At 69.8% G+C, this 20697-nt stretch carries 24 protein-coding genes; 9 read left to right on the plus strand and 15 right to left on the minus strand.

Features of this window, described 5'->3' with window-relative positions; all coding sequences use genetic code 11:
- Positions 1-11: 11 nt before the first annotated feature.
- Complete coding sequence (locus tag ACIA5G_RS25475) at positions 12-1448, minus strand: carboxylesterase family protein (RefSeq protein WP_395927336.1); 1437 nt, start codon at positions 1446-1448, stop codon at positions 12-14.
- On the opposite strand from ACIA5G_RS25475, the gene ACIA5G_RS25480 reads away from it, so the two are divergent.
- The gene (locus tag ACIA5G_RS25480; protein ID WP_395927338.1) at positions 1429-1788 is read left to right on the plus strand and encodes a hypothetical protein; all 360 of its coding nucleotides are present in this window, start codon (positions 1429-1431) and stop codon (positions 1786-1788) included. The two genes, ACIA5G_RS25475 and ACIA5G_RS25480, sit on opposite strands and share 20 nt — an antisense overlap.
- A 58-nt stretch (positions 1789-1846) precedes the next feature.
- Here ACIA5G_RS25480 and ACIA5G_RS25485 read toward each other — a convergent pair whose 3' ends face one another.
- The 6 genes from ACIA5G_RS25485 to ACIA5G_RS25510 all read right to left on the minus strand — a co-directional run bounded on the left by ACIA5G_RS25485 (position 1847) and on the right by ACIA5G_RS25510 (position 7149).
- On the minus strand, positions 1847-3238 hold the full coding sequence (locus ACIA5G_RS25485) for a M1 family metallopeptidase (protein ID WP_395927340.1): 1392 nt from the start codon (positions 3236-3238) through the stop codon (positions 1847-1849).
- A complete protein-coding gene (locus tag ACIA5G_RS25490; protein WP_395927342.1) occupies positions 3232-3516 on the minus strand; it encodes a hypothetical protein in 285 nt (94 codons plus the stop codon). The genes ACIA5G_RS25485 and ACIA5G_RS25490 overlap by 7 nt, the downstream gene beginning before the upstream one ends.
- A 76-nt stretch (positions 3517-3592) precedes the next feature.
- A complete protein-coding gene (locus ACIA5G_RS25495; protein WP_395927344.1) occupies positions 3593-4804 on the minus strand; it encodes a hypothetical protein in 1212 nt (403 codons plus the stop codon).
- An 8-nt stretch (positions 4805-4812) separates the two neighbouring features.
- A complete protein-coding gene (locus tag ACIA5G_RS25500) occupies positions 4813-5832 on the minus strand; it encodes a hypothetical protein (RefSeq protein ID WP_395927346.1) in 1020 nt (339 codons plus the stop codon).
- 206 nt (positions 5833-6038) lie between these two features.
- Positions 6039-6491 (minus strand): hypothetical protein, encoded by a 453-nt coding sequence (locus ACIA5G_RS25505; RefSeq protein ID WP_395927348.1) that lies wholly within the window; start codon positions 6489-6491, stop codon positions 6039-6041.
- Between the two features lie 85 nt (positions 6492-6576).
- A complete protein-coding gene (locus tag ACIA5G_RS25510; protein WP_395927350.1) occupies positions 6577-7149 on the minus strand; it encodes a TetR/AcrR family transcriptional regulator in 573 nt (190 codons plus the stop codon).
- Positions 7150-7206: 57 nt separating this feature from the next.
- Between ACIA5G_RS25510 and ACIA5G_RS25515 the strand changes: the two genes are divergently transcribed.
- The 3 genes from ACIA5G_RS25515 (at position 7207) to ACIA5G_RS25525 (ending at position 9408) form a co-directional block, all read left to right on the plus strand.
- Positions 7207-7848, plus strand: a complete 642-nt coding sequence (locus ACIA5G_RS25515) for an NAD(P)-dependent oxidoreductase (RefSeq protein ID WP_395927352.1) — start codon at positions 7207-7209, stop codon at positions 7846-7848.
- Positions 7845-8771, plus strand: coding sequence for an SDR family NAD(P)-dependent oxidoreductase (locus ACIA5G_RS25520; RefSeq protein ID WP_395927354.1), 927 nt, complete (start codon positions 7845-7847; stop codon positions 8769-8771). The genes ACIA5G_RS25515 and ACIA5G_RS25520 overlap by 4 nt, the downstream gene beginning before the upstream one ends.
- 73 nt (positions 8772-8844) lie before the next feature.
- Positions 8845-9408, plus strand: a complete 564-nt coding sequence (locus tag ACIA5G_RS25525) for a dihydrofolate reductase family protein (RefSeq protein ID WP_395927356.1) — start codon at positions 8845-8847, stop codon at positions 9406-9408.
- 14 nt (positions 9409-9422) lie between these two features.
- Here ACIA5G_RS25525 and ACIA5G_RS25530 read toward each other — a convergent pair whose 3' ends face one another.
- On the minus strand, positions 9423-10424 hold the full coding sequence (locus tag ACIA5G_RS25530; RefSeq protein ID WP_395927358.1) for an RNA polymerase subunit sigma-70: 1002 nt from the start codon (positions 10422-10424) through the stop codon (positions 9423-9425).
- Positions 10425-10590: 166 nt separating this feature from the next.
- Between ACIA5G_RS25530 and ACIA5G_RS25535 the strand changes: the two genes are divergently transcribed.
- Positions 10591-12138, plus strand: coding sequence for an alkaline phosphatase D family protein (locus tag ACIA5G_RS25535; RefSeq protein WP_395927360.1), 1548 nt, complete (start codon positions 10591-10593; stop codon positions 12136-12138).
- Positions 12139-12200: 62 nt separating this feature from the next.
- Here ACIA5G_RS25535 and ACIA5G_RS25540 read toward each other — a convergent pair whose 3' ends face one another.
- Entirely contained in the window at positions 12201-13418 is a 1218-nt protein-coding gene (locus ACIA5G_RS25540; protein ID WP_395927362.1) for an RNA polymerase sigma factor, read from the minus strand.
- Between the two features lie 31 nt (positions 13419-13449).
- Positions 13450-13821, minus strand: coding sequence for a YciI family protein (locus ACIA5G_RS25545; protein ID WP_395927364.1), 372 nt, complete (start codon positions 13819-13821; stop codon positions 13450-13452).
- Positions 13822-14088: 267 nt separating this feature from the next.
- Between ACIA5G_RS25545 and ACIA5G_RS25550 the strand changes: the two genes are divergently transcribed.
- Positions 14089-14271 carry a zinc-binding dehydrogenase gene (locus ACIA5G_RS25550; RefSeq protein ID WP_395927366.1) on the plus strand — a complete coding sequence of 61 codons (183 nt, stop codon included), beginning with the start codon at positions 14089-14091 and terminating at the stop codon, positions 14269-14271.
- Here the strand turns inward: ACIA5G_RS25550 and ACIA5G_RS25555 are convergent.
- Entirely contained in the window at positions 14241-14876 is a 636-nt protein-coding gene (locus ACIA5G_RS25555) for a TetR/AcrR family transcriptional regulator (protein WP_395927368.1), read from the minus strand. The genes ACIA5G_RS25550 and ACIA5G_RS25555 overlap by 31 nt on opposite strands.
- Positions 14877-14918: 42 nt before the next feature.
- On the opposite strand from ACIA5G_RS25555, the gene ACIA5G_RS25560 reads away from it, so the two are divergent.
- Entirely contained in the window at positions 14919-16358 is a 1440-nt protein-coding gene (locus ACIA5G_RS25560) for an FAD-dependent monooxygenase (protein ID WP_395927370.1), read from the plus strand.
- 4 nt (positions 16359-16362) lie between these two features.
- Here the strand turns inward: ACIA5G_RS25560 and ACIA5G_RS25565 are convergent, their stop codons facing one another.
- From ACIA5G_RS25565 to ACIA5G_RS25580, 4 genes are all read right to left on the minus strand, one after another.
- Positions 16363-17049, minus strand: a complete 687-nt coding sequence (locus ACIA5G_RS25565) for an SDR family NAD(P)-dependent oxidoreductase (RefSeq protein ID WP_395927372.1) — start codon at positions 17047-17049, stop codon at positions 16363-16365.
- A complete protein-coding gene (locus tag ACIA5G_RS25570; protein WP_395927374.1) occupies positions 17046-17450 on the minus strand; it encodes an ester cyclase in 405 nt (134 codons plus the stop codon). The genes ACIA5G_RS25565 and ACIA5G_RS25570 overlap by 4 nt, the downstream gene beginning before the upstream one ends.
- A 79-nt stretch (positions 17451-17529) precedes the next feature.
- Positions 17530-18138, minus strand: a complete 609-nt coding sequence (locus ACIA5G_RS25575) for a TetR/AcrR family transcriptional regulator (protein WP_395927376.1) — start codon at positions 18136-18138, stop codon at positions 17530-17532.
- Positions 18139-18185: 47 nt separating this feature from the next.
- A complete protein-coding gene (locus tag ACIA5G_RS25580; RefSeq protein WP_395927378.1) occupies positions 18186-18674 on the minus strand; it encodes a M15 family metallopeptidase in 489 nt (162 codons plus the stop codon).
- An 87-nt stretch (positions 18675-18761) separates the two neighbouring features.
- On the opposite strand from ACIA5G_RS25580, the gene ACIA5G_RS25585 reads away from it, so the two are divergent.
- Complete coding sequence (locus tag ACIA5G_RS25585) at positions 18762-19433, plus strand: response regulator transcription factor (RefSeq protein WP_395927380.1); 672 nt, start codon at positions 18762-18764, stop codon at positions 19431-19433.
- A gap of 29 nt (positions 19434-19462) precedes the next feature.
- Entirely contained in the window at positions 19463-20554 is a 1092-nt protein-coding gene (locus tag ACIA5G_RS25590) for a sensor histidine kinase (protein WP_395927382.1), read from the plus strand.
- Positions 20555-20697: the final 143 nt, after the last annotated feature.

Here is a 20697-nt window from a genome sequence, read left to right on the forward strand (position 1 = left end):
TTGTCGTGTTCTCAGGGGCGGGCGATGTCCTGCCAGAGGTCGAGGGCTGCCTGGTAGTGAGTGTCGGCCTCGAAGGGCGGGTTGCCGACGCTTTCCGAGGTGGGCCGGTCGGTGATGGCGGGCCACAGCCGGGTCTGCTCGCCGGTGACGAAGTCGAGCACGATGTCGCGGATACGCGTGTCACGCTCGGCCTGTTCGGGGCTGCGGCCCGGCTTTTCCTGGCCGACCAGGGCGTACATCTCGGTGCCGTGCACGGCGGGCGCGCCCTCGGCGGGCCCGATCATCAGGAGGCGGGCGTTGCCGCCCGTGGCGGCGTGGGCCAGGGCGGCGCGGGCCGCGGGGAGCCCGAAGATGTAGTCCGTCAGGAGCGCGGCACGGACCTCGGCCAGGGTACGCCCGTCTTGGTCGTAGGCATCGACGATCTTCTTGGCGCGGGAGCGGGGAACGCGCCACCCCGCGACTTCGTCGGTGATGCGGTCGACGGTGCGCGGGTCGAACCGGTCGAGGTCGTTCGCCACCCACCAGCCCATGTCGTCGCTGGCGAAGCTCAGGAGTACGTCGATGTCCCGGCGCGAGCCCGAGGCCAGGACGTCCATGGGGTGGGCGTGCAGCACTGCGCCGGGCTGGCCGGTGTCCAGGACGACGCCGAGGCTCTGGCAGTCCATCCCGCCCCGCACGCCGAGGTCGGTCGGGGTGACCTTGTGCAGCGCGGTCACGAGGGAGGTCGTGTCGAGGTCGATCAGCTTCTCGGGGTTGCTCGCGACGCCGAGTTCGGCGACGAACCGCTCCGCGAGTTCTTCTGCCCACCAGGCGGGCTGGAGCCGGGAGGGTCCGGCGGAGAACCCGGCGAGCCGCCGGTACAGCCCGTCCGCGGAGGACGCGCCGAGCAGCCCGAAGGTGGAATAGGCGCCGGCGCTGTGGCCGAAGACGGTGACCTGGCCGGGGTCGCCGCCGAAGTGGGCGATGTTCTGCTGGATCCAGGTGAGCGCGGCGATGATGTCCTGCAGACCGAGGTTGCTGGCCTCGGCAAGCCGCCCGCCGTACTGCGAGAGCGAGACCGCACCCAGCGCACCGAGCCGGTAGTTGACCGACACGCCCACGACGCGTCCCGTCGCGGCGAGACCGGCGGCGTTCGAGGTGGTCTGCGTGTTCGCGCCGAACTCGAATCCGCCGCCGTGGATGTACACGGCCACCGGCAGCGCCTTCTCGGCCGGCTGCGCGGGAGCCCACACGTTCAGGTTCAGGCAGTCCTCACCGGTCCCGCTGTCCGCTTCGAGCCAGTCGCCGGTGTCGGGCTGCACAGAGGCGACGCCCTTACGGTCGTAGGGGCGTTCCGGGTCGAAGGCCGCGAGCGCGGGGCTGCGGTACCGCTCCGCGGTGGCGAACGGGATTCCCCACCAGGACCGCACCCCGGGTGCAGTCGGGGCCGTGGGTGCGGAGGCGGTCATGACGTGTCCTTCCGGCGCGGTTCAGGTGTCCGCGCGGTGCGTCGGCGGCTGGCTGCTTGTGCTCGATCCTTTCCTGGAATTCGGCAACTGGCCCTGTGCACAGCGGTCACCTGATGGTCACCAGGTGACACTTCTTGCGCCGATCCGGATCGGCGACACCATCCGGATGCAGGAGGAAGTGACCGAGGTTCGACCGTCGAAGTCCAAACCGGACCGTGGGACGGTCACCACCCGGGTTCAGCGCCGCAACCAGGAAGGCGTCGTGTGTCACGAAGGCCTGTGGACGATGCTTTTCACCCGGCGCACCAGTGGGCCGGGCTCCGCGAGCCAAGGCGTGTGACGAGTACCTGGAAGAGATCGTCTACTTCTGCCTCGGTGGCGCATTTCCACGATCTGGATCAGAGTGCCGGCTTGCCCGGCTGGTAGAGCCAGGTGTGGAAGAACGAGTCGAGGTTGCGGTTGGTCAGCCGCTCGACGAACTGGATGAATTGGCGCGTCGAGACATTGCCGTATCGGTGAGCCGTCGGCCACTGCGTGAGCACCTTGAAGAAGGCGCGGTCGCCGATCTTCGTGCGCAGCGCCTGCAGTGTCATCGCGCCGCGGTTGTAGACCAGGTCGTCGAAGATGTGATCGCGTCCCGGGTCGGCGACCTTGCCGGTCCAGTCCTTCTCGTCGGCGTATGTCTTCGCGAAGGTCTGCTGCACGGGGATGTTGTTGTACTTCTCCTGATAGAGCCACTCCGAGTAGGTCGCGAAGCCTTCGTTGAGCCAGATGTCGGACCAGCGCACCGGAGTGAGGCTGTCGCCGAACCACTGGTGGCCGAGTTCGTGGGCGAGCAGGTCGCCGTCGACATCGCTGGTGCTCTGGTCGTAGACCGGCCGGCTCTGTGTCTCGAGGGCGTAGTCGACGCCGACGTCGGCGAGGATGCCGCCGGTCGAGTCGAACGGGTACTGCCCGTACAGCGAGGATTCCCATTGGATGACCTGTGCCGTGGTCTGGTTGAACACCTTGCCCTGACCGGGCTTGGTGTCGATCGACTTGCCGATCGCGGTGATGTTCGGCAGGCCGCCGGCCGTCACGCCGCGGGTGACGTTGTAGTCGCCGATCGCGAGCATGCTCAGCTCGCTGGACATCGGCCGCTTCATGTCCCAGCGGAAGGTGGTCTGGTGGTCGTGCGTGGTGGTGGGCCCGGGTTCGCCGTTGGCCAGCACGGTGAGTCCGGTGGGCACGGTGATGGTCTGGGTGTAGGTCGCCTTGTCGTTGGTGGTGTCGTTCACCGGGTAGTAGGTCGCCGCGCCGATCGGCTGGTTGAGCGCGACCGCGCCGTCCTTGGTGGCGACCCAGCCGGAGAGGCCCAGCGCGGGGTCGTCGATCTTCTGCGGGACGCCGGCGTAGGTCACCGAGACGACGAACGCGCTGCCCTTCCGCAGACCGTGCGGCGGGGTGATCACCAGCTCCTGGGCGCCGCTGCGGGTGAAGGTGGCGTTCAGGCCGTTCACCGAGAGCCTGCTGATCTTCAGCGGTCCCTGGAAATCCAGGTCGAAGCGGGAGAGATCCTGGGTGGCCGTGGCGAGAATCGTCGTGGTCGCACTGATCGCTTGGGTTTCGGGGCTGAACGCCAGCCGGATGTCGTAGTGGCCGACGTCGTAACCGCCGTTGCCCATGTCGGGGAAGTACGGGTCCCCGGCGCTCGGTGCACCCGGGGAGTACCGCGGCGCCGGCGCCGCACCTGCTGCCGGGCTCGTCGCGGCCAGCAGCCCGGCGGACAGTGCACACGAGATGATCAACAAGTGGCCACGGCTACGGTTGGCGCCTCGCATGGGTCCTCCTCGGCAATCATCGACGCTGAAGAGTAGGTCCGATCCGACACGCGGATCAAGCCTGGTGCGACGGCCTCGAAGTCTGGTTTGGGCGGTTCCTGGCCGGTCGTGCCACCGAGGTCCTCGATGCCGGAATGTCTCGCAGCCTGCTCGGAACTGGGATCGAGCACGAAGCGGGTCAACGCGGCTTTGCGGGCGGTGGCGAGCGTGCCGGGCAACCGTTCGGATTCCCTGACGGAGCCCGGCACACCCACCGCACCCTGTCGGGTCCGCCCGAGTCTCGGTAGCCAACGGCATGTCCGCTGACTACTGTTCATCCATCGCTTAGCGCACGACGACGTAGAACCCGTCGCCGTCCAGCATGTGTTCTCGGCCGTACCAGCTGGACAGTAGGCGGCCGCTCGCTTCGTTGTGGGGCCCCGCGATCGCTTTGGCCGCGTAGCTCCACTTCGTGCTCTCGTCGACTCTCGCGGCATTCTGGTAGGTGCTGGCGAACGGGTATTCGTCGCACTGCCGGGCGTTGCCGTTCGCGTCCTTCGTGTACTTGGCGCCCCATTCGGCCTTGCACACTCGCCGGACCTTGTTCCTGGAGCCGTTCTTCGTGTTGCCGACGTCGTAGCCGGGGTAGAGGTAGGTGAGCGTGGTCTCCCGGAAGCGGCCGGGCACCTCCTTGCCGATGAGGCCGGGCTTGGTCCTGGTGATGTCCTCCTGGGCGTCCTTGATGAACGCGGCCGACTCCCCGTAGCCCGGGTCGTGGAGGTCGAACACCAGCGTGGGCGTGACCGTCGTGAAGACGCAGCGGCTGCCGCGCGTCGCGTAGGTCGCCGAGTCGCAGCGGAAGAACTCCTGGGGATCCGGGTCCACGTCCGGTGGTCCGATGGTCCCGGTGAACGTTTCGACCAGGTTGAAGGCGAAGAACCCGCGGTTTTCGGCCTTGTACTTCTCGGTCGGCACCGAAGTGGTGGACGCGACGGCGGGCCAGTAGATCGGTTCGTCGCCGCCGGGTGCCCGCCATTCGGCGACCGTCCGGTCGACGGGAAGCCGTGGTGAGTAGTCACACGTGCTCGTCCGTTCCGGATCGTTGTTGCCGCACTCGAGTGCGAACGAAATCCGGCTCTCCGGGATCTCTTCGCCGTCTCCGGCGAGATAACGCATGCGGAGCCCGAAGCGGACCTTGTTCTCCTTGTCCTGCGCCACACCGATGAACGCGGTGCGGAAGTAGCTGTGCCCGACCACCTCGGGCTTCCCGTCCTTCAGGCGTTTGTAGGTGACCATGAGGACGGCGTTGCGGCAGATGTTGAACCTGTTCTTGAACCAGTACGGGTCCGTGGTGGTGTGCTTCTGCTCGCATTCGTCGAAGGTGACGGGGTCGACCGGGAGCTCGGCGTCGTTGAGCCGGGATTCGGCGGTGTAGGGCACCGCGGCCGCCTGCGCCGAACTGCCCGGGACGGTGCCGGCGGACACGGCCTGCGGGGTGACCAGCAACGCGGTGACCAGCGTCAGCACACCGGCCAGCTTCAGGGAACGTGACTTCATCGCCGCCCTCACGTGATCAGATCCATGCTGTTCCAGCCCGAGCCGACCACAACCGGGCTGCCCAGCACGGGGTTGTGGTTCCAGCCGAGGAACGGGTACACCGTGAGCTGTCCGTTGGGCAGCCGCTTGATCACGTCGTCGGTGCCACTACCGTCGGCGTCTGCCAGCGAGATCCACGAGGTGGTGGGCTGGGCGAACGTCCCGACCGGGGCCAGCGTCTTGCAGTCGGTGTGGAACGTGTTCAGGCCGTTGAACTTGTTCGTGTGCGCGCAGCCGATCATTTCGCCGGTGGCCGTCGAGGCGCCGACCATGTCCGCGTTCTCGCGGCTCCACGTCGGCATCAGGTTCCACAGCGGTCGTCCTTTCCGGACCTGGACGCGCGCTTTGAAGGTGGAGGTGCCGTTGAAGGTGCCGCTGTGCGGGTAGACCCACATGTTGTCCTGGGCGTCGATGCTGATGATGTCGTCGAACCCGTCGGTGGTCACGTCCGCGAGGGTCATCCACACCATGCTGTTCCAGCCGGTGCCCACCTGGACTGCAGGCTTGAACGTGCTGCCGCCGTTGAACGTCCCGCTGTGCGGGTATACGAAGAGCGCGCCGTCGGACTCCCTGCGTCCGATCAGGTCTGCCGGCGGCTCGGCCACCTTCTCGAACTCGTCGCTGTCGCCGTTGGGAGTGACCTCGGCGGTTCCGACCCAGTTGAAGCTGTTCATGCCGGTCCGCACCAGCGTTTTGGCGGTAAAGGTGGACGTGCCCTGGAGTTTGCCGGAGCCCGTGTACACCCACAGGGACCCGTTGCTCAGATCTGGCTGACGGGCGAGCAGGTCCGGCACCCCGTCCCCGGTGAGGTCGTGGGAATGGGTGCCCGATCGCTGCACCCGGTCTCCGGCGGCAGCCGGGCCGAAGTCGCCGCTGGTGGCGGCGGCCGAGGCGCCGGTGTCCGCGGATGCGGACACCGGCAGCAGGCAGGCTACGGTCGCCGTCGCGGTGAGCGCGATCGCTCGGAACAGTCTCGAGCGCGCTTTCATGCCCGTCTCCAGCGGGAACCGGACGCCTTGGCGCCGCGGACGTCTTGTCGTGTGAGCCTCACGAGATCTCCTTCGTGCCGTCGGGTCCGGCGGATTCCGGACCTGCGACCGACGCCACGCTCAGCCCGCCCGTTCCGTTGATTCCCGACGTGTCACATCACCCGAATGACCCAGCCGGCCGACCGGTGGTTCCGTGCACGAACGCGTCAGCGGGTGTGGCCGTGCTTCACCTGGGTGACGTAAGCGTTTGAGGGCGGCAGGTAGGACAACACAAGCGCCAGTACCGAGATTGCGGTGCTGACGTAGTTGACGGCGGTTCCCGACGTTGCCGCGAGAGAGGCCACCTGCAGCAGTGTGACGATCGTGAGGACGATCCTCGCCCAGTTCCGGCCGGCCTTCAGTTTGAAGCTCAGGAACAGGTACAGCAGCGCCAGGACCACCAGGACGGCGATGCCGAAGGCTTGTCCGAGCGTCGCCGAATGCTGGATCTGGTCCTCGGTGAGACGCGGGCTGGCCGTGCGCAGCGCTCCGGCCAGTTCGTCGCGGTAGCCGAGCAAGAGCCCGGCGCCCACCAGGGCCGAGATGGTGGAGACGAGGTAGCCGAAGAAGGCCGCGACCATCGTTCCGGGGGGATTTCCTTGCACCGTTGGCGTTTCCATGTTGCGACGGTAAGCCGGGCCGGGTTGGTGCCACCGGCTGAGTGAACGGATTTCGGACCGGGGCATGAGGGGAACGCGGTGGCTCTCATACCGGGGTATGAGCGGGGCCGGTCCAGGTGCCCAGGGTGTCCACCAGGCGGTCGATCATCGCCTCGGAAACCGGGCCGAGTTCCAGCATCGAGCGGTAGAACAGCGGTCCGATGACCAGTGCGGCCGCGTCCCGGGGATCGATGGCGAGCCGCAGTTCGCCCGTCTCCTGCGCTTTTGCCAGTGCGGCGCCGAGCCGGTTGCCGATGGCTTCGGCGAGCTGCTCTCGGCGGCCGGCGTCCGCCACTCCCTGGACAAGCGCCGCGGTCACCGCGCGGACGTCGGGCAGGTCCAGTTCGTCGGCGAGCGATCGCAGCTGCTGCTTCAGCCACGGTCGCATGGGTGGGACGGGCTCTCGGAAGAACGGCATCCGGACGCCGGCCATCGCGTCGCCGAGCAGTGTGCCCGGCTGCGGCCAGTGGCGGTACACGGTGGCTCGTCCGACTCCGGCCCGCGCGGCGACGTGCTGGTGGGTGACGGCGGCCGGTCCCTCCTGCACGAGGAGTTCGCGGGCCGCGGTGAGGATCGCCTCGCGGCTGCGGGTCACGCGGGGGTCCGGGGTGTCGGCCATGCGGACATCTTATGAGACAACTTGACTCAGAAGTGGCCGAGGGTGCACAGTCGCACTGTGAGACAAAGTGACTCAAAACTTTTCAGGCTGGTCGTCCTCGGCGCCACGGGCGGAACGGGTCGGGCCGCGGTCGACGTGGCGTTGCGGGCCGGGCACGAGGTGACCGCGGTCGTTCGCCGGGAAGACGCGTTACCGCCGGCTCCCGGCCTGACCGTCGCCGTGATCCCCGACTTGACCGACGCCGACCGGCTCGCCGCCGCCGTCGCCGGGCACGACGCGGTCATCAGCACGCTGGGGAGCAACGCGCGGGGAGCGGTCACGGTGTGCACCGACGGTGTCCGCGCGGCCCTGCTCGCGATGAGCCGGACCGGCGTGCGGCGGCTCGTGGCCGTCAGCGCCCACGGCGCCGCCGAGAGCCGGGATCGCTCGCTGTATTCGCTGATCCTGTGGGCGAGCGTCGGGCACAAGATGCGGGACAAGGAGTCCATGGAGGCGCTGATCCGGGCTTCCGACAGCGACTGGACCATCGTCCGGCCGCCCGCGTTGAAGGACACGGCGCCGACCGGCCGCTACCGAACCGGCTCGGCTCCCGCCGTCCGGCTGACTTCGGCCGTGTCCCGCGCCGACCTCGCCGACTTCCTCGTGCGCGAGGCCGTCGACCCGGCGTACCTCCACCAGACCCCGCGGATCCTCGCGTGAGCGCCGCATCGGTCCAGGCGGACCTGCGTGGCCGGGTCGCACTTGTCACCGGCGGCACCGGCGGAATGGGCCGGGTCATCACCGCCGAACTGGCCCGGGCCGGCGCCCACGTCGTCACCACCAGCCGGGATCCCCGGCGCGGAGAAGTCCTGCGGCAGCAGGTCGCGACCGAGGTCGGCGCCGACCGGGTGGAAGTCCTCACCGGGGACCTCGCCAGCCGTCGTGATCTTCACCGGCTCGCCGCCGAGTTCGCGGAGCGCCACAAGATCCTGCACCTGCTGGTCAACAACGCCGGCGCGCACTACCGGCACCGGTGGCTGACCGCCGACGGTGTCGAGGCACACCTGGCGGTCAACCACCTCACCGCGTTCGGCCTCACCTACCTCCTGCGCGACCAGTTGTTCGCGGGAGCGCCTGCACGCGTGGTCAACGTCGTCTCGGCGACGATGTCCGACGTGCGCCCGATCCCGCTGCCCGGCAGGCCACGCCCGGTCTCCCTCGACCTCTCGGCCGTCACCGACGTCCGGCAGCTCAACCCGGCGGCCGGGTTCGCGCCGTTCGCCGCGTACGCCCGGGCCAAGCTGCTCACCACGATCTGCGGGTACGCGTTCGCCGACCGGTGGCGCGAGAAGGGCGTGAGCGTCAACGCCGTGCACCCCGGCATCGTCAGCACGGGCATCGTCGACGACATCACCCCCGCCGTCCTCGCGCCGTTCCGGTCGCTGATCCACCGGCGGTTGCTGACCCCCGAGCAAGGCGCGTCGGCGGCGCTGCGCCTCGCTGTCGACCCCGGCCTCGCCGCGACGACCGGTCAGTACTACGTGCGTGAGACGCCGGCGCGCTCACCGGAAATCTCCTACGACGCCGCCACTCGTGCCGCGGCTTGGCGGCTCAGCGAGAACTGGGTGACCTCGCCGGCCTGAGCAGGAGCACCGATCAGGTTTTCGCGCCGCGCCCGTCTATACGGGGGAAATCGACTCACGAGAGGCCGGCACGATGCGGAAACTGATCTTCGGCATGAACCTGACCCTGGACGGCTACATCGCCGCGACCGGCGACGTCATCGACTGGAGCGGGCCGCCGAGCGACGAGCTGTTCCAGTGGTGGCTCGGCCAGGAGCAGGCGAGCGGTTTGACGCTGTACGGGCGCAAGCTGTGGGAGACGATGAGCTCGTACTGGCCGACCGGCGACCAGCAGCCGGACGCCACCCCGGCGCGGATCGAGTACGCGCGGAACTGGCGGGACACGCCGAAGGTGGTGTTCTCCTCGACGATCGACAAGGTCGACTGGAACACCCGCCTGGTCACCGGCGACGCGGTCGCCGAGATCACCCGGCTCAAGGCCGGGGACGGCGGCCCGATGCGGATCGCCGGCGCAACGCTCGCCGGGGCGGCCATGCGGGCCGGGCTGATCGACGAGTACGCCCTGGTCACCTTCCCGGTCCTGGTGGGTGGCGGCACGCCGTTCTTCACCGCGCTGGACGGCTGGGTGGACCTGAACCTCGTGGAGACGCGGACGTTTCCCGGTGGTGTCGTGCTGACCCGGTACGAGACGAGGTGATGAGCCCGGGGTGATCACGGTGCCGGGGGCAGGTCCAGCCAGGGTTTGCCGGTGACGTCGAATCCGGTGAGCTCGGCGATCTTCCCGTCGACGATGTGCAGGACCGCGAGGGCGAACGGCCGGTGCTCCGGGTCGCCGGGGGTGCGCAGGTACAGCACGGCGGCCGGCATGCGGTTGACCGTCGTGGTGACACCGCGCCAGTCGTCGTGGCCGTGCTGGAAGAGCCCGCCGGAGACCCAGCCGTCCACCGCGTCCCCGGCCGTCGTGGTCACGGTGCCCGGATCGGGCAGCATCGCGAAGCGCAGGTCGTCGCGCAGCAAAGACGTCAGCCCGTCGAGGTCGTTGCGCTGATGGGCGTCGATGTAGGACTTGACCACGCCGCGCTCGTCGTCCGACAGCTTGTGGGTGGCGGGGCTGCGCCAGTCGAGGCGGCGGCCGGGCAGCTGCGCGCGCATCGTCACGCGTGCCCGCTGCAGTGCGCTGGTCACCGATGCGACGGTCAGCTCGAGGGTGTCGGCGGCCTTCGGCGCCGGCCAGCCGAGGACGTCGCGCAGGATGAGCACCGCCCGCTGCCGCGGCGGCAGGTGCTGGACGGCGACGATGAACGCCAGCTCGATCGTCTCCCGTGCCACCACCGATTCCTGCGGGTCCTCGGGGAGCATCCGGTCGGGGTAGGGCTGCAGGTGCGGAACCTCGGAGTCCGGCAGCCCGGCCGGTACGGGTGTGCGGTCGGTGCGCCTGTCCAGGAAGTCGAGGCAGACGTTCGTCGCGATCCGGTACAGCCAGGTCCGCAGTGCGGCGTGGCCCTTGAACGTCTCCCGCTTGTGCCACGCTCGCAGGAACGTCTCCTGCGTCATGTCCTGGGCGTCCTCGTAGTTCGCGAGCATCCGGTAGCAGTGCACCTGCAGCTCACGCCGGTGGCGTTCGGTGATGTGCGCGAACCGTGCCGGATCGCCTGAGCGGACCGCCGTGATGAACGTGGCCTCGTCGGCGTCCAGCGGTCTGGCGTCGGTCATGGTCGTCGATCCTTCCACCGGTGTGAGGGGGCTGCCAGAACTGACGACGCGGCGGCGGATTTCTGATCGGTGAGGCAGGTCACGGAAGCACGGACCCGGAGAAACCCGGGGACGTCGTTCATCCGCGCGCAAACCGGCGTTGGCCGGGGCGGGATAGAAACCGCGCATGACCGAACCGACCCACCACTCCCGCCGCTCGCTGCTCAAGGCCGGTCTCACCGGCGCCGCCGCCACGCTCGTGCTGCCTTCGACGGCCTTCGCCGCGACACCGCTGGTGCGTCGTGACCGGCCGGTGCTCACCCACGGCGTCCAGTCCGGCGACGTCACGCCCGGCTCGGCGATCGTCTGGTCGCGCGCCGACCGGCCGTCGCGGCTGGTTGTCGAGGTTGCGCGCGATCCCTCCTTCCGGCACGCCCGGCGGGTGCCGGGACCGCTCGCCGGGCCCGCCACCGGTGGGACCGGGCAGGTCCGGGTTGCCGGCCTCGCGCCCGGCACCGAGTACCACTACCGCGTCACGGCGGAGTCGCTCGACGGGCGCGCGACGAGCGAGCCGCTGACCGGCCGGTTCGCCACCGCGCCGGTGGGCCGCCGCGACACCCGGATCCTGTGGTCGGGTGACGTCGTCGGCCAGAACTGGGGGATCAACCCCGCGCTGGGCGGCATGACGATCTTCTCCGCGATGGCCGCGCGCCGGCCCGACATCTTCCTGCACAGCGGCGACACGGTGTACGCCGACGGCCCGCTGACCGAGACGGTCGCGCTGCCCGGCGGCCGGACGTGGCGCAACGTCGTCACGGCGGAGAAGTCGAAGGTCGCCGAGACCCTCGACGAATACCGCGGCCAGCACGCGTACAACCGCCTCGACGCCAACTTCAAGCGCTTCGCCGCGCAGGTGCCGGTTTATGCCCAGTGGGACGACCACGAGGTCTTGAACAACTGGTACCCGGGCAAGATCCTCGACAACCCGGCCTACACCGAGAAGCGTGTCGACGTGCTCGCGCCGCGGGCGTACCAGGCGTTCCACGAGTGGCACCCGATCGACTCGCGCCAGGCCGTCGACGGCCGTGTCTACCGCAGTTTCTCCTACGGCTCGCGCGCCGAGATCTTCGTGCTGGACATGCGGACCTACCGCAACGCGAACACCGCGGACCAGACGAAGCCGGGCTACATCCTGGGTGACCGGCAGGCCCGCTGGCTGGCCGACGCGCTCGGCCGCAGCACGGCGACGTGGAAGATCGTCCAGGCGGACATGCCGCTGGGCCTGGTCGTCCCGGACGGCACCGCGATCGAAGCGGTGGCGAACAACCTGCCGGGCGCGCCGGGCGGGCGGGAGACGGAGCTGGCGTGGGTGCTGCGCGAGATCCAGCGCCGCCGCGTCCGCAACGTGGTGTGGCTGACCGCGGACGTCCACTACACCGCGGCGCACCACTATTCGCCGGACCGTGCGGCCTTCCAGGACTTCGACCCGTTCTGGGAGTTCGTGTCCGGGCCGCTGAACGCGGGCGCGTTCGGCCCGAACCAGCTGGACCCGACGTTCGGCCCGGAGGCGGTGTTCGTGCACGCCCCGCCGGTGGCGAACACGGCTCCGATCGACGGTTTCCAGCACTTCGGCGAGCTGAACATCGACGGCGGCAGCGGCGACCTGACGGTGGACCTGCGTGATGCCACCGGGGCGTCGCTGTGGTCGAAGAAGCTGCACCCGCAGGGCCGCTGAGCCGGTCAGCATCGGCTCAGCGGCCGAGGACCGCTTGCCGCGTTCCCGCGAGACGAAGCAAGTCAGTCCAGCGCGGCCGCCTTCCGCAGCAGCACCGAGCGTTCACGGTTGTTGGTGCACAACCGGGCCGCCAGCTCCAGTTCGGCGCGGGCCTCCGGGCGACGGCCGAGGCGGGAAAGCAGTTCGCCGCGGACGGTCGGGACCAGGTGGGAACCCGGGAGCCGGTTCGAGGCGACCAGCTCGTCCACGATGGCCAGGGCGTGCTCCGGGCCCGAGGCCATGGCCACGGCGACCGCCCGGTTGAGCTCGACCACCGGTGAGGGCGCGACGCGGCCGAGTGCCTCGTAGAGCACCACGATCCGGTCCCAGTCGGTCGCCTCGACCGAGGGCGCCGACGCGTGGGCGGCGGCGATCGCGGCCTGCAGACCGTAGGGGCCGAGGCCGCGGGCCGACGCCTTGGCCAGCGCGGCCAGCCCGCAGTGGATCGCCGAGAGGTCCCACCGGCACCGGTCCTGGTCTTCGAGCAGGACCGGCGAGCCGTCGGGAGCGGTCCGGGCCGGGAAGCGCGCGGCCGTCAGCTCGCACAACGCGAGCAGGCCGTGCACCTCCGGCTCGTCCGGCTGCAGTGCGGCCAAGGTGCGGGCCAGCCGGATCGCTTCGTACGCGACGTCGGGACGCAGCAGCCGGTCACCCGACGTGGCCGTCGACCCCTCGGTGAAGATCACGTAGAGGACGCTGAGCACACCGCTCAGCCGCTCCCGGCGCTCGCCGGCCGGCGGCAGCTCGAACGGCACCCCGGCCGCCGCGATCGTCTTCTTGCCCCGGGTGATGCGGGCCTGCACGGTCGGCACCGGCACCAGGAACGCCCGGGCGATCTCTTCGCTGGACAGGCCGCCGACCACCCGCAGGGTCAGCGCCACCCGGGCCTCGGGGGAAAGCACCGGGTGGCAGTTGATGAACATCAGCGCCAGCACGTCGTCGTCGATCCGGTCGGGGTCGGTCTCTTCGGCGGCGACTTCTTCGTCGTCCGCCAGCAGGGCGTAGCGGTCCCGGAGGGCGGCCCGGCGGCGGATCGTGTCGATCGCCCGCCGCCGGGCGGTGGCCATCAGCCAGCCGGCCGGGCTGGCCGGGGCAGCCAGCGGCCACGCCACCAGCGCCTCGGCCACCGCCTCCTGGGCCGCGTCCTCGGCCAGCCCGAAGTCGCCGGTGAACCGGGTCAGCGTCGCGACGATCCGCGCCGACTCGATCCGCCAGACCGCCTCGACGTCGGCTGCGTCCATCAGCTCCGGCCCCCGCTCGCGAGGCCGGCGATCACTTGCCGGCCTCGGGCACCTCGTCGCTCCCGGGCACCCGGCGGACCTCGATCTTGGCCCCGGGGGCCACCGGGACCCGCTTGGCCCACTCGACCGCCTCCTGCTTCGAGGCGACGTCGACCAGGAAGAAGCCCCCGAAGAGCTCCTTGGTCTCCCCGTACGGCCCGTCCGTGACGACCGGCGTCTCACCGCTGAAGTCGACCACAACACCCAGGCCCGGATCGTCGAGCCCTTCGGCCGCGACGTAGACGCCGGCCTTGAACAGGTCCTCGATGAACTGGCGGGTGGTGGTCATCATTTCGTCGATGTTGGCCATCATGGCCGCGTTCGACTCGTCGGTGCCGCGCATGATCAGCATGTACTTCGGCAAGACATTCTCCTTGTCCGGTGAGGCCGCCTCTCGGCTCTCGCACCCCCTGGTCGAACGGGCGGCGGGTGGATCGACACGGCTCCCGAAGATCTTTTTGCCGCCTGGTCAGCGTGGTGCCGGAACCAGCGTGCCGCGCTCGTCCGCGTGGGGTTCTCCCGTGGTCACGGTCGCCCACCGTACTCATTGCGACGGCTCGATCTACCGTCGGTCGCTTGAGTTGCCGTTGATAAGGGCGCGTCCAACTTCGAGGGCGCGGAGAAGCACGGGGTGCACTTCAGCAACGGATTTGCCGACGGGCACAGGTTCCACGCCCTCGCCGAGGTGGGCGCGCTGATCGAGGCCAGGCGATTCTGGCGGCCGATCGACCGGACTTTCCCGCCGGCCGAGATCGCCGAAGCCCACCGCACCAGCGAACGCGGTCAGGTCCGCGGCCTGCTGGTGGTGGGCTGAAGCAGCGCCGATTCCGCTTGCCCGGCCAGCCAGGACGCCGCTTCCGCCAGGGGCCACCCGAAGCTCCACATGGTGCGCCAGGACTCGAACCCGAAGTAGAACCACAGGATCTGGGCCACCCGGGCGTGCTCCAGCCCGGCGCGCAGGCCGCCGAGTTCGACGAGTCGCTTCGCGGCGATGTCGAGGCGGGCCCGGGTGGCGCTGATCGCCAGCTCGGCCGCGGCGGCGACGTCCTGGTCGGCGGTGCGGTTGTCCATCACGATCGAGATGATCCGCTGCCGGCGGTGCTGGACCGCGCCCGTGCGCTCGGCCACCAGCCGCAGGACTTCACGGGCGTCGGTGAGCTCGGGGACCGCTAGGGCCGCTTCCACGGCCAGCTCGTCCTGGGCGCCGTCTTCGGTCAAGGCGGTGACCAGGGCGGGTTTCCCGCCCACGCTGGTGTAGACGGTGTTCACCGCGACGCCGGCGGCCTCGGCGACGGCGGCGACGCTCGTCCGGGCGTAACCGCGCTCGGCGAACAGCGCGGCGGCCGCGTCGAGGATGGTCCGGCGGGTGTCCTGGGCGTGCCTCTCCCGCACCGTCGACCGGTAGTCACGTGCAGCCATGCCTCGATGGTACCTCTCTACATTGAGAGTATGGTCATTACTATGAATGTAGTCGAAGCGCACTCAAATGAACCTGTGGTGGTCGTCGGCGCCGGTCCGGTGGGGCTGTGGACGGCGGCGGAGCTGGCCCTGGGCGGCGTCCAGGTGGTGGTGCTGGAGCGGGCGGCCGAACGCAGCCCGCACTCCAAGGCGCTGGGTGTCCACCCGCGCACCCTCGAGGTGCTGGCGATGCGCGGGCTGGAGCAGCAGTTCCTCGCCGAAGGCGTCCCGATGCCGAGGTGGCACTTCGGCATGCTGGAGACCCCGATCGACCTTGGTGTGCTCGACACGCCCTACCCGTTCATGCTGGCCATCCCGCAGAAGCGCACGGAAGAGCTGATCGAAGAACACGCCCTCAAGGCGGGGGTCCGGATTCTCCGCGGCCACACCGTCACCGACCTGACGCAGGACGAGGACGGCGTCCGGCTGCAGGTGTCCGGACCGGACGGTCCCTACACCCGCGTCGCGCGCTACGTCGTCGGAGCCGACGGTGTCGGCAGCGTGGTGCGCACGGCGGCCGGGATCCCGTTTTCCGGCACTGAAACGACGTTCTACAGCTACCTCGGCGAGGCGCGGGTGACCTCGGAGCCGGTGCGCGGCGCCCACAACGAGCACGGCGCCATGCTGTCGGTGCCGCTGCGCGACGGCCGGTACCGGTTCGCCGGAGTGGACAAGCAAACTGCCCATCAGCCCGGCCCGCTCACCCTGGAAGGCCTGCGGGAAGCCACGATCCGTGTCGCCGGGAGCGACTTCGGGATGCACGATCCCAGCTGGCTAACCCGCTTCGGTGACGCCGCGAAGCTCGCGGAAAACTACCGCCGCGGCCGGGTCCTGCTCGCCGGTGACGCGGCCCACCGGCACCTCCCGGCCGGCGGTGTCGGCCTCAACGTCGGTGTCCAGGACGCGATGAACCTCGGCTGGCGTCTGGCGGCGGTCGCCCGGGGTGACGCGGACCCGGCGCTGCTCGACGGTTACCACGACGAACGCCACCCGGTCGGCGAGCAGCTCGTCGAGCACACGCTGGGCCAGTCGGCGCTCATCACCGCGACCGCCCCCGACGGGATGGCGCTGCGGGCGGTGCTGAGCCGGCTGATCGGCGACGTGCCCGAGCTCTCGCTTTCCCTCGCCCGCAAGCTTTCCGCGCTGGACGTCAGTTACCCGGTGGGAGGCCATCCGCTGGCCGGCACGAGGGTGTCGGCGCAGCTGGAGCTGCTGCGCGACGCACGGCCCGTTCTCCTGGTCGCCCCGGCGGCCTCGATCCCGGCCACCACGGCCGCCGCTGCGGAGCGGGGGATCGACGTCGTCACGAGGTCGCTGCCGGGGACAACCGCGGCCGCCGTGCTCGTGCGCCCGGACGGGCACGTCTGGTGGGCCGCCGACGAAGCCGACGATCAGTTGATCGCCGCGGCGCTGGGCGATCTTGGCGTCCGGTTTCCCGCCTGAGTGCTCACCAGGGCAGCTCCCCGGTTTCGTCGCGGAAGGTTCCGGTCGGACCGTCGGCGTCGAGGGTGGCCAGGCGCACGACGGTCCGGGCGCTCTCGGCCGGGGAGCGCCCGATCCCGAAGGCCGCGGTCATGTCGGTGGCGGTGGTGCCGGGCTCGACCGCGTTGAACTTGATGCCCGGCTGGGTCTTGGCGTACTGGACGGTCAGCATGGTGGCGGCGGCCTTGGACGCGGAGTAGAGCGCGAGCGGCAGCCGGAACTCCGGCCGGTCGGGGTTGTTCACCGCCCAGAACGAGCCGGCGCTGCTGGAAACGGTGACCACGGTCGGGTTGGAAGACTTGTGAAGCAAGGGAAGTGCGGCTTCCGTGACGCGCACGATCCCCACCGCGTTGGTGTCGAAGACGCGAAGGGCCGTCGGGCCGTCGAGGGCTTCACTCCCGAGGACGCCCGCGTTGTGCACCAGCACGTCGAGCTTGCCTTCGGCCGCGCCGATCGTGGCCAGGGCTTCGCTCACCGAGGCGTCGTCGGTCACGTCGAGCTGCACGAACCGCGCACCGAGCTCCGCGGCGGCCTTCTCGCCTCGCTCGGCGTCACGCGCGCCGACGTAGACGGTGTGGCCCTGCGCCAGGAGCTGTTTTGCGGTCTCGAACCCGATGCCCTTGTTGGCTCCGGTGATCAGGGTGACGGTCATGGGTTTCCTCCCGAAGTCAGCTGCCGGCGCAGTTCACCGGCGTCGTGCAGGGCGGTCATGTGCACGAACCGTCCGTTGTGGACCTGGTAGATGGCGTATTCGGTGATCTCGAACGACGCGCCGGTGGGGGCGACACCGAGCCACTCCCGCACCGGCGTGCCGGTGTTGACCAGGCGGGCCGCCAGCCGGTCACCGTCGAAGAGCAGCTCTTCGAGCTCCCAGTGGAGGTCCGGAACCGCGGCCACGTCGGCCTTCTGGACGGTGATGAGGTCGTCGCGGGTGGCCGGCTCGCCGTTCAGCGTGGTGCGGTCGTTGATGAACTCGGCCATCCGATCGAACTCGTGGGCGTTGAGCTCCCCGAGGTAACGCAGGTAGAACTCGCGCAGATCACTGCCGGACATCACCCGCTCCTTTCCGCATCGATCACTGCAGAACTCGACCGTAGCACGTTTTGCATCGATCGATGCGGAAAGGCGGCTCTCAGGCGGGCGGCCAGGCGCGCAGGGCGGCGTCGGCCATTTCCTGGAGTTCGTCGCGGCCGACGCCGGAGGCGGCTTGCACGGCGATGCCGTAGGCCAGGGCGGTGAGGTAACGGGCGAGGAGCGCCGGGTCGGTCTCCGGGGGCAGGTCACCGTCGTCGACGGCGCGCGCGAAGCGGTCCCGGACGTCGGCGTAGCCGTTGTCGCGCCAAGCGACGAGCAGTTTGCGGGCTTCGGCGCCGGGGTCGCCGGTGGCCAGGGCGCCCTGGACGCCCAGGCACCCGTTCGGGCCGGTCGGGCGGGTGGTGGTCCGGACGGTGCCGGCCAGGATCGCGGTGGCGACGTCGAGCGCGGTGGGCTCTTCCAGGGCTTGGGCCAGGTACGCGCTCGGGCCCTCGGTGTAGCGCTCCAGAGCCTTGCGGAACAGCTCTTCCTTGTTGCCGAACGTCGCGTACATGCTGGTGGTGGAGATGCCCATCGCGCCGGTCAGGGTGGCCAGGCTGGCCCCCTCGTAACCCTGCTCCCAGAACACCAGCAGGGCACGCTCGAGCGCTTCGTCCGCGTCGAATCCCCGCGGCCGGCCGGTGGGGCGGCGCCGTTCGGTCTTCACCTGCGCAGTCTACCTGTTTTGCAGTGATCGATGCGGAACGTGCCTGGTCACCGCCGCATCCTCGGATCGTGCGAAGGGTCGGCGTACATGGGCGGGCAGCCGTGTTCGACGGCGTCGGGACGCAGTTCGTAGTGCCAGGGCTCGTTGCGGTAGATCTGGCACAGCCCGTACCCGGCGCCGTGCTCGGACAGCCACGCCCGGGCCGCGGGAGGCCAGATGTCCACCGCGTCGCCCGACACGTGCGCGGACCTGTCCGCGGTGGTCACCCAGCGGGCGGCTTCCGCTTTCGAGCCGTACTTCGAGACGGCCTCGCGGAGCAGCTGGTCCTGGTACTCCGGGGACCGCCACCCGCCGTTGACGAAGATCTCGACGCCGTCGTGCGTGGCGTCCGCCGCGGCTCGGCGCAGGGCGCCAAGGAGCGCGGGATCGAGGTTGGCCACGGCGGGCGTCTTGTCGTCGAAGACCGGGACGGGGGCAGGGACGGCGCCGTGTGCCTTGCCGAGGGCGCGCCGGACGGCCGATTCGCTGGAGGGCATGCCGCCAGCCAAGGCGGCGCCGTGTTGCCGGCTCGTATGAGGTTTTTGATATGGCGACGATATGCGCGGGCTCGTAGCGTCGGGGGCATGCGTGTGCTGGTCGTCGAGGACGAGCCCTACATGGCCGAAGCCATCCGCGACGGGCTGCGCCTGGAAGCCATCGCGGCCGACATCGCCGGCGACGGCGACACCGCGTTGGAGCTGCTGAGCATCAACGCCTACGACATCGCGGTCCTCGACCGCGACATCCCCGGGCCCTCCGGGGACGAGGTCGCCGAAAGCATCGTCGCGTCCGGCAGCGGGATGCCGATCCTGATGCTCACCGCGGCCGACCGGCTCGACGACAAGGCGTCCGGGTTCGAGCTCGGCGCCGACGACTACCTCACGAAGCCGTTCGCCCTCCGGGAACTGGTGCTCCGCCTCCGGGCCCTCGACCGCCGGCGCGCCCACAGCAGGCCGCCGGTTCGGGAGATCGCGGGGCTGCGGCTGGATCCGTTCCGCCGCGAGGTCTACCGCGACGGCCGTTACGTCGCGCTGACGCGGAAGCAGTTCGCCGTGCTCGAAGTGCTCGTCGCCGCCGAAGGTGGTGTGGTCAGCGCCGAAGATCTCCTGGAGCGGGCGTGGGACGAGAACGCCGACCCCTTCACCAACGCCGTGCGCATCACCGTCTCGGCGCTGCGCAAACGGCTGGGTGAACCCTGGATCATCACCACCACCGCCGGTGTCGGCTACCGCATCAACACGGCGCCCGGCACATGACGGCGGGCGTCGTGGACCGGGAACCCGGGATGAGCGTCCGCCTCAAGCTCACCCTCAGTTATGCCGGGCTCCTCATGGTCGCGGGCATCCTGCTGCTCGCGGTCGTGTGGGTGTTCCTGCTGCGCTACGTGCCCGAGACGATCGCCGACGGGCCGCCCGGGCCACGCGGAGGGCCGGGCGCCATGATCGTCCCCGACCGCTCGGACCTGCTGCGGGCCTTCGCCCCGAAGGCGATCGCGATGCTGGCGGTCCTCCTGGTGTTCAGCCTGGTGGGCGGCTGGTTCCTCGCCGGCAGCATGCTCGCGCCGCTGACCCGCATCACCAACGCCACCCGCCTGACCGCCAACGGCTCACGCTCCCACCGGATCCAGCTCGAAGGCCGTCAGGACGAATTCCGCGAGCTCGCCGACGCCTTCGACGCCATGCTCGCGCGGCTCGAGGCGCACGACGCCGAACAGCAGCGGTTCGCCGCCAACGCGTCCCACGAGCTGCGCACCCCGCTGGCGATCACGCAGACCCTGCTCGACGTGGCCCGCACCGACCGCAACCGCGACATCGGCGAGCTCGTCGAGCGCCTCCAGCTGGTCAACACCCGGGCGATCGACCTCACCGAAGCCCTGCTCCTGCTCAGCCGTGCTAACCAACGGTCCTTCACCCGGGAGCCCGTCGACCTGTCGCTGGCCGCGGAGGAAGCGACCGAAACGCTCCTCCCGCTCGCGGAAAAACGGGGGGTCACCCTTGAGACCTCCGGTGACCTGGCTACCACCCACGGCTCCCACGCGCTCCTGCTGCAGATGACGACGAACCTGGTGCACAACGCGATCGTCCACAATCTGGCCGAGGAGGGCACCGTGTGGGTCACTACCAGCGTTCGCTCGATGACGGTGGCGCTGACGGTTGAGAACACCGGGCACAAGGTCACTCCGCGGGTGGCGGCCACGCTCGCGGAGCCGTTTCAACGTGGTACTGGCCGTACTCATACCGATCATGCGGGTGCTGGGCTTGGTCTGGCCATTGTCGAAAGCATTACCCGGGCTCATGGTGGGACGCTCATTCTGACGCCTCGGGACGGTGGGGGGCTTCGCGTTACTGTGCAGTTGCCTGCTACTCCCGGGTTTTAAAGATACGGCTTCGCCGGGGCGTAGGAAATCGGCGCTTGCTGTGGTTGCTTGCTGCTCGGTGCGGGAGCGCCGATTCCCCACGCAACGGTGTCCCTGCCGGGCCGCCGCTTCCACCTGATCGAGTGATGAACACTCGTTCGATC

This window comes from Amycolatopsis sp. NPDC051758 (assembly GCF_044453095.1).
Lineage (GTDB): Bacteria > Actinomycetota > Actinomycetes > Mycobacteriales > Pseudonocardiaceae > Amycolatopsis.

Excerpts from the sequence above, each read along its gene's own strand:
- ACIA5G_RS25475 (WP_395927336.1), bottom strand. The coding sequence starts at position 1,448 with ATGACCGCCTCCGCACCCACGGCCCCGACTGCACCCGGGGTGCGGTCC.
- ACIA5G_RS25495 (WP_395927344.1), bottom strand. The coding sequence starts at position 4,804 with ATGAAGTCACGTTCCCTGAAGCTGGCCGGTGTGCTGACGCTGGTCACC.
- ACIA5G_RS25500 (WP_395927346.1), bottom strand. The coding sequence starts at position 5,832 with ATGAAAGCGCGCTCGAGACTGTTCCGAGCGATCGCGCTCACCGCGACG.
- ACIA5G_RS25505 (WP_395927348.1), bottom strand. The coding sequence starts at position 6,491 with ATGGAAACGCCAACGGTGCAAGGAAATCCCCCCGGAACGATGGTCGCG.
- ACIA5G_RS25510 (WP_395927350.1), bottom strand. The coding sequence starts at position 7,149 with ATGGCCGACACCCCGGACCCCCGCGTGACCCGCAGCCGCGAGGCGATC.
- ACIA5G_RS25525 (WP_395927356.1), top strand. The coding sequence starts at position 8,845 with ATGCGGAAACTGATCTTCGGCATGAACCTGACCCTGGACGGCTACATC.
- ACIA5G_RS25530 (WP_395927358.1), bottom strand. The coding sequence starts at position 10,424 with ATGACCGACGCCAGACCGCTGGACGCCGACGAGGCCACGTTCATCACG.
- ACIA5G_RS25535 (WP_395927360.1), top strand. The coding sequence starts at position 10,591 with ATGACCGAACCGACCCACCACTCCCGCCGCTCGCTGCTCAAGGCCGGT.
- ACIA5G_RS25540 (WP_395927362.1), bottom strand. The coding sequence starts at position 13,418 with ATGGACGCAGCCGACGTCGAGGCGGTCTGGCGGATCGAGTCGGCGCGG.
- ACIA5G_RS25555 (WP_395927368.1), bottom strand. The coding sequence starts at position 14,876 with ATGGCTGCACGTGACTACCGGTCGACGGTGCGGGAGAGGCACGCCCAG.
- ACIA5G_RS25560 (WP_395927370.1), top strand. The coding sequence starts at position 14,919 with ATGAATGTAGTCGAAGCGCACTCAAATGAACCTGTGGTGGTCGTCGGC.
- ACIA5G_RS25565 (WP_395927372.1), bottom strand. The coding sequence starts at position 17,049 with ATGACCGTCACCCTGATCACCGGAGCCAACAAGGGCATCGGGTTCGAG.
- ACIA5G_RS25570 (WP_395927374.1), bottom strand. The coding sequence starts at position 17,450 with ATGTCCGGCAGTGATCTGCGCGAGTTCTACCTGCGTTACCTCGGGGAG.
- ACIA5G_RS25580 (WP_395927378.1), bottom strand. The coding sequence starts at position 18,674 with ATGCCCTCCAGCGAATCGGCCGTCCGGCGCGCCCTCGGCAAGGCACAC.
- ACIA5G_RS25585 (WP_395927380.1), top strand. The coding sequence starts at position 18,762 with ATGCGTGTGCTGGTCGTCGAGGACGAGCCCTACATGGCCGAAGCCATC.
- ACIA5G_RS25590 (WP_395927382.1), top strand. The coding sequence starts at position 19,463 with ATGAGCGTCCGCCTCAAGCTCACCCTCAGTTATGCCGGGCTCCTCATG.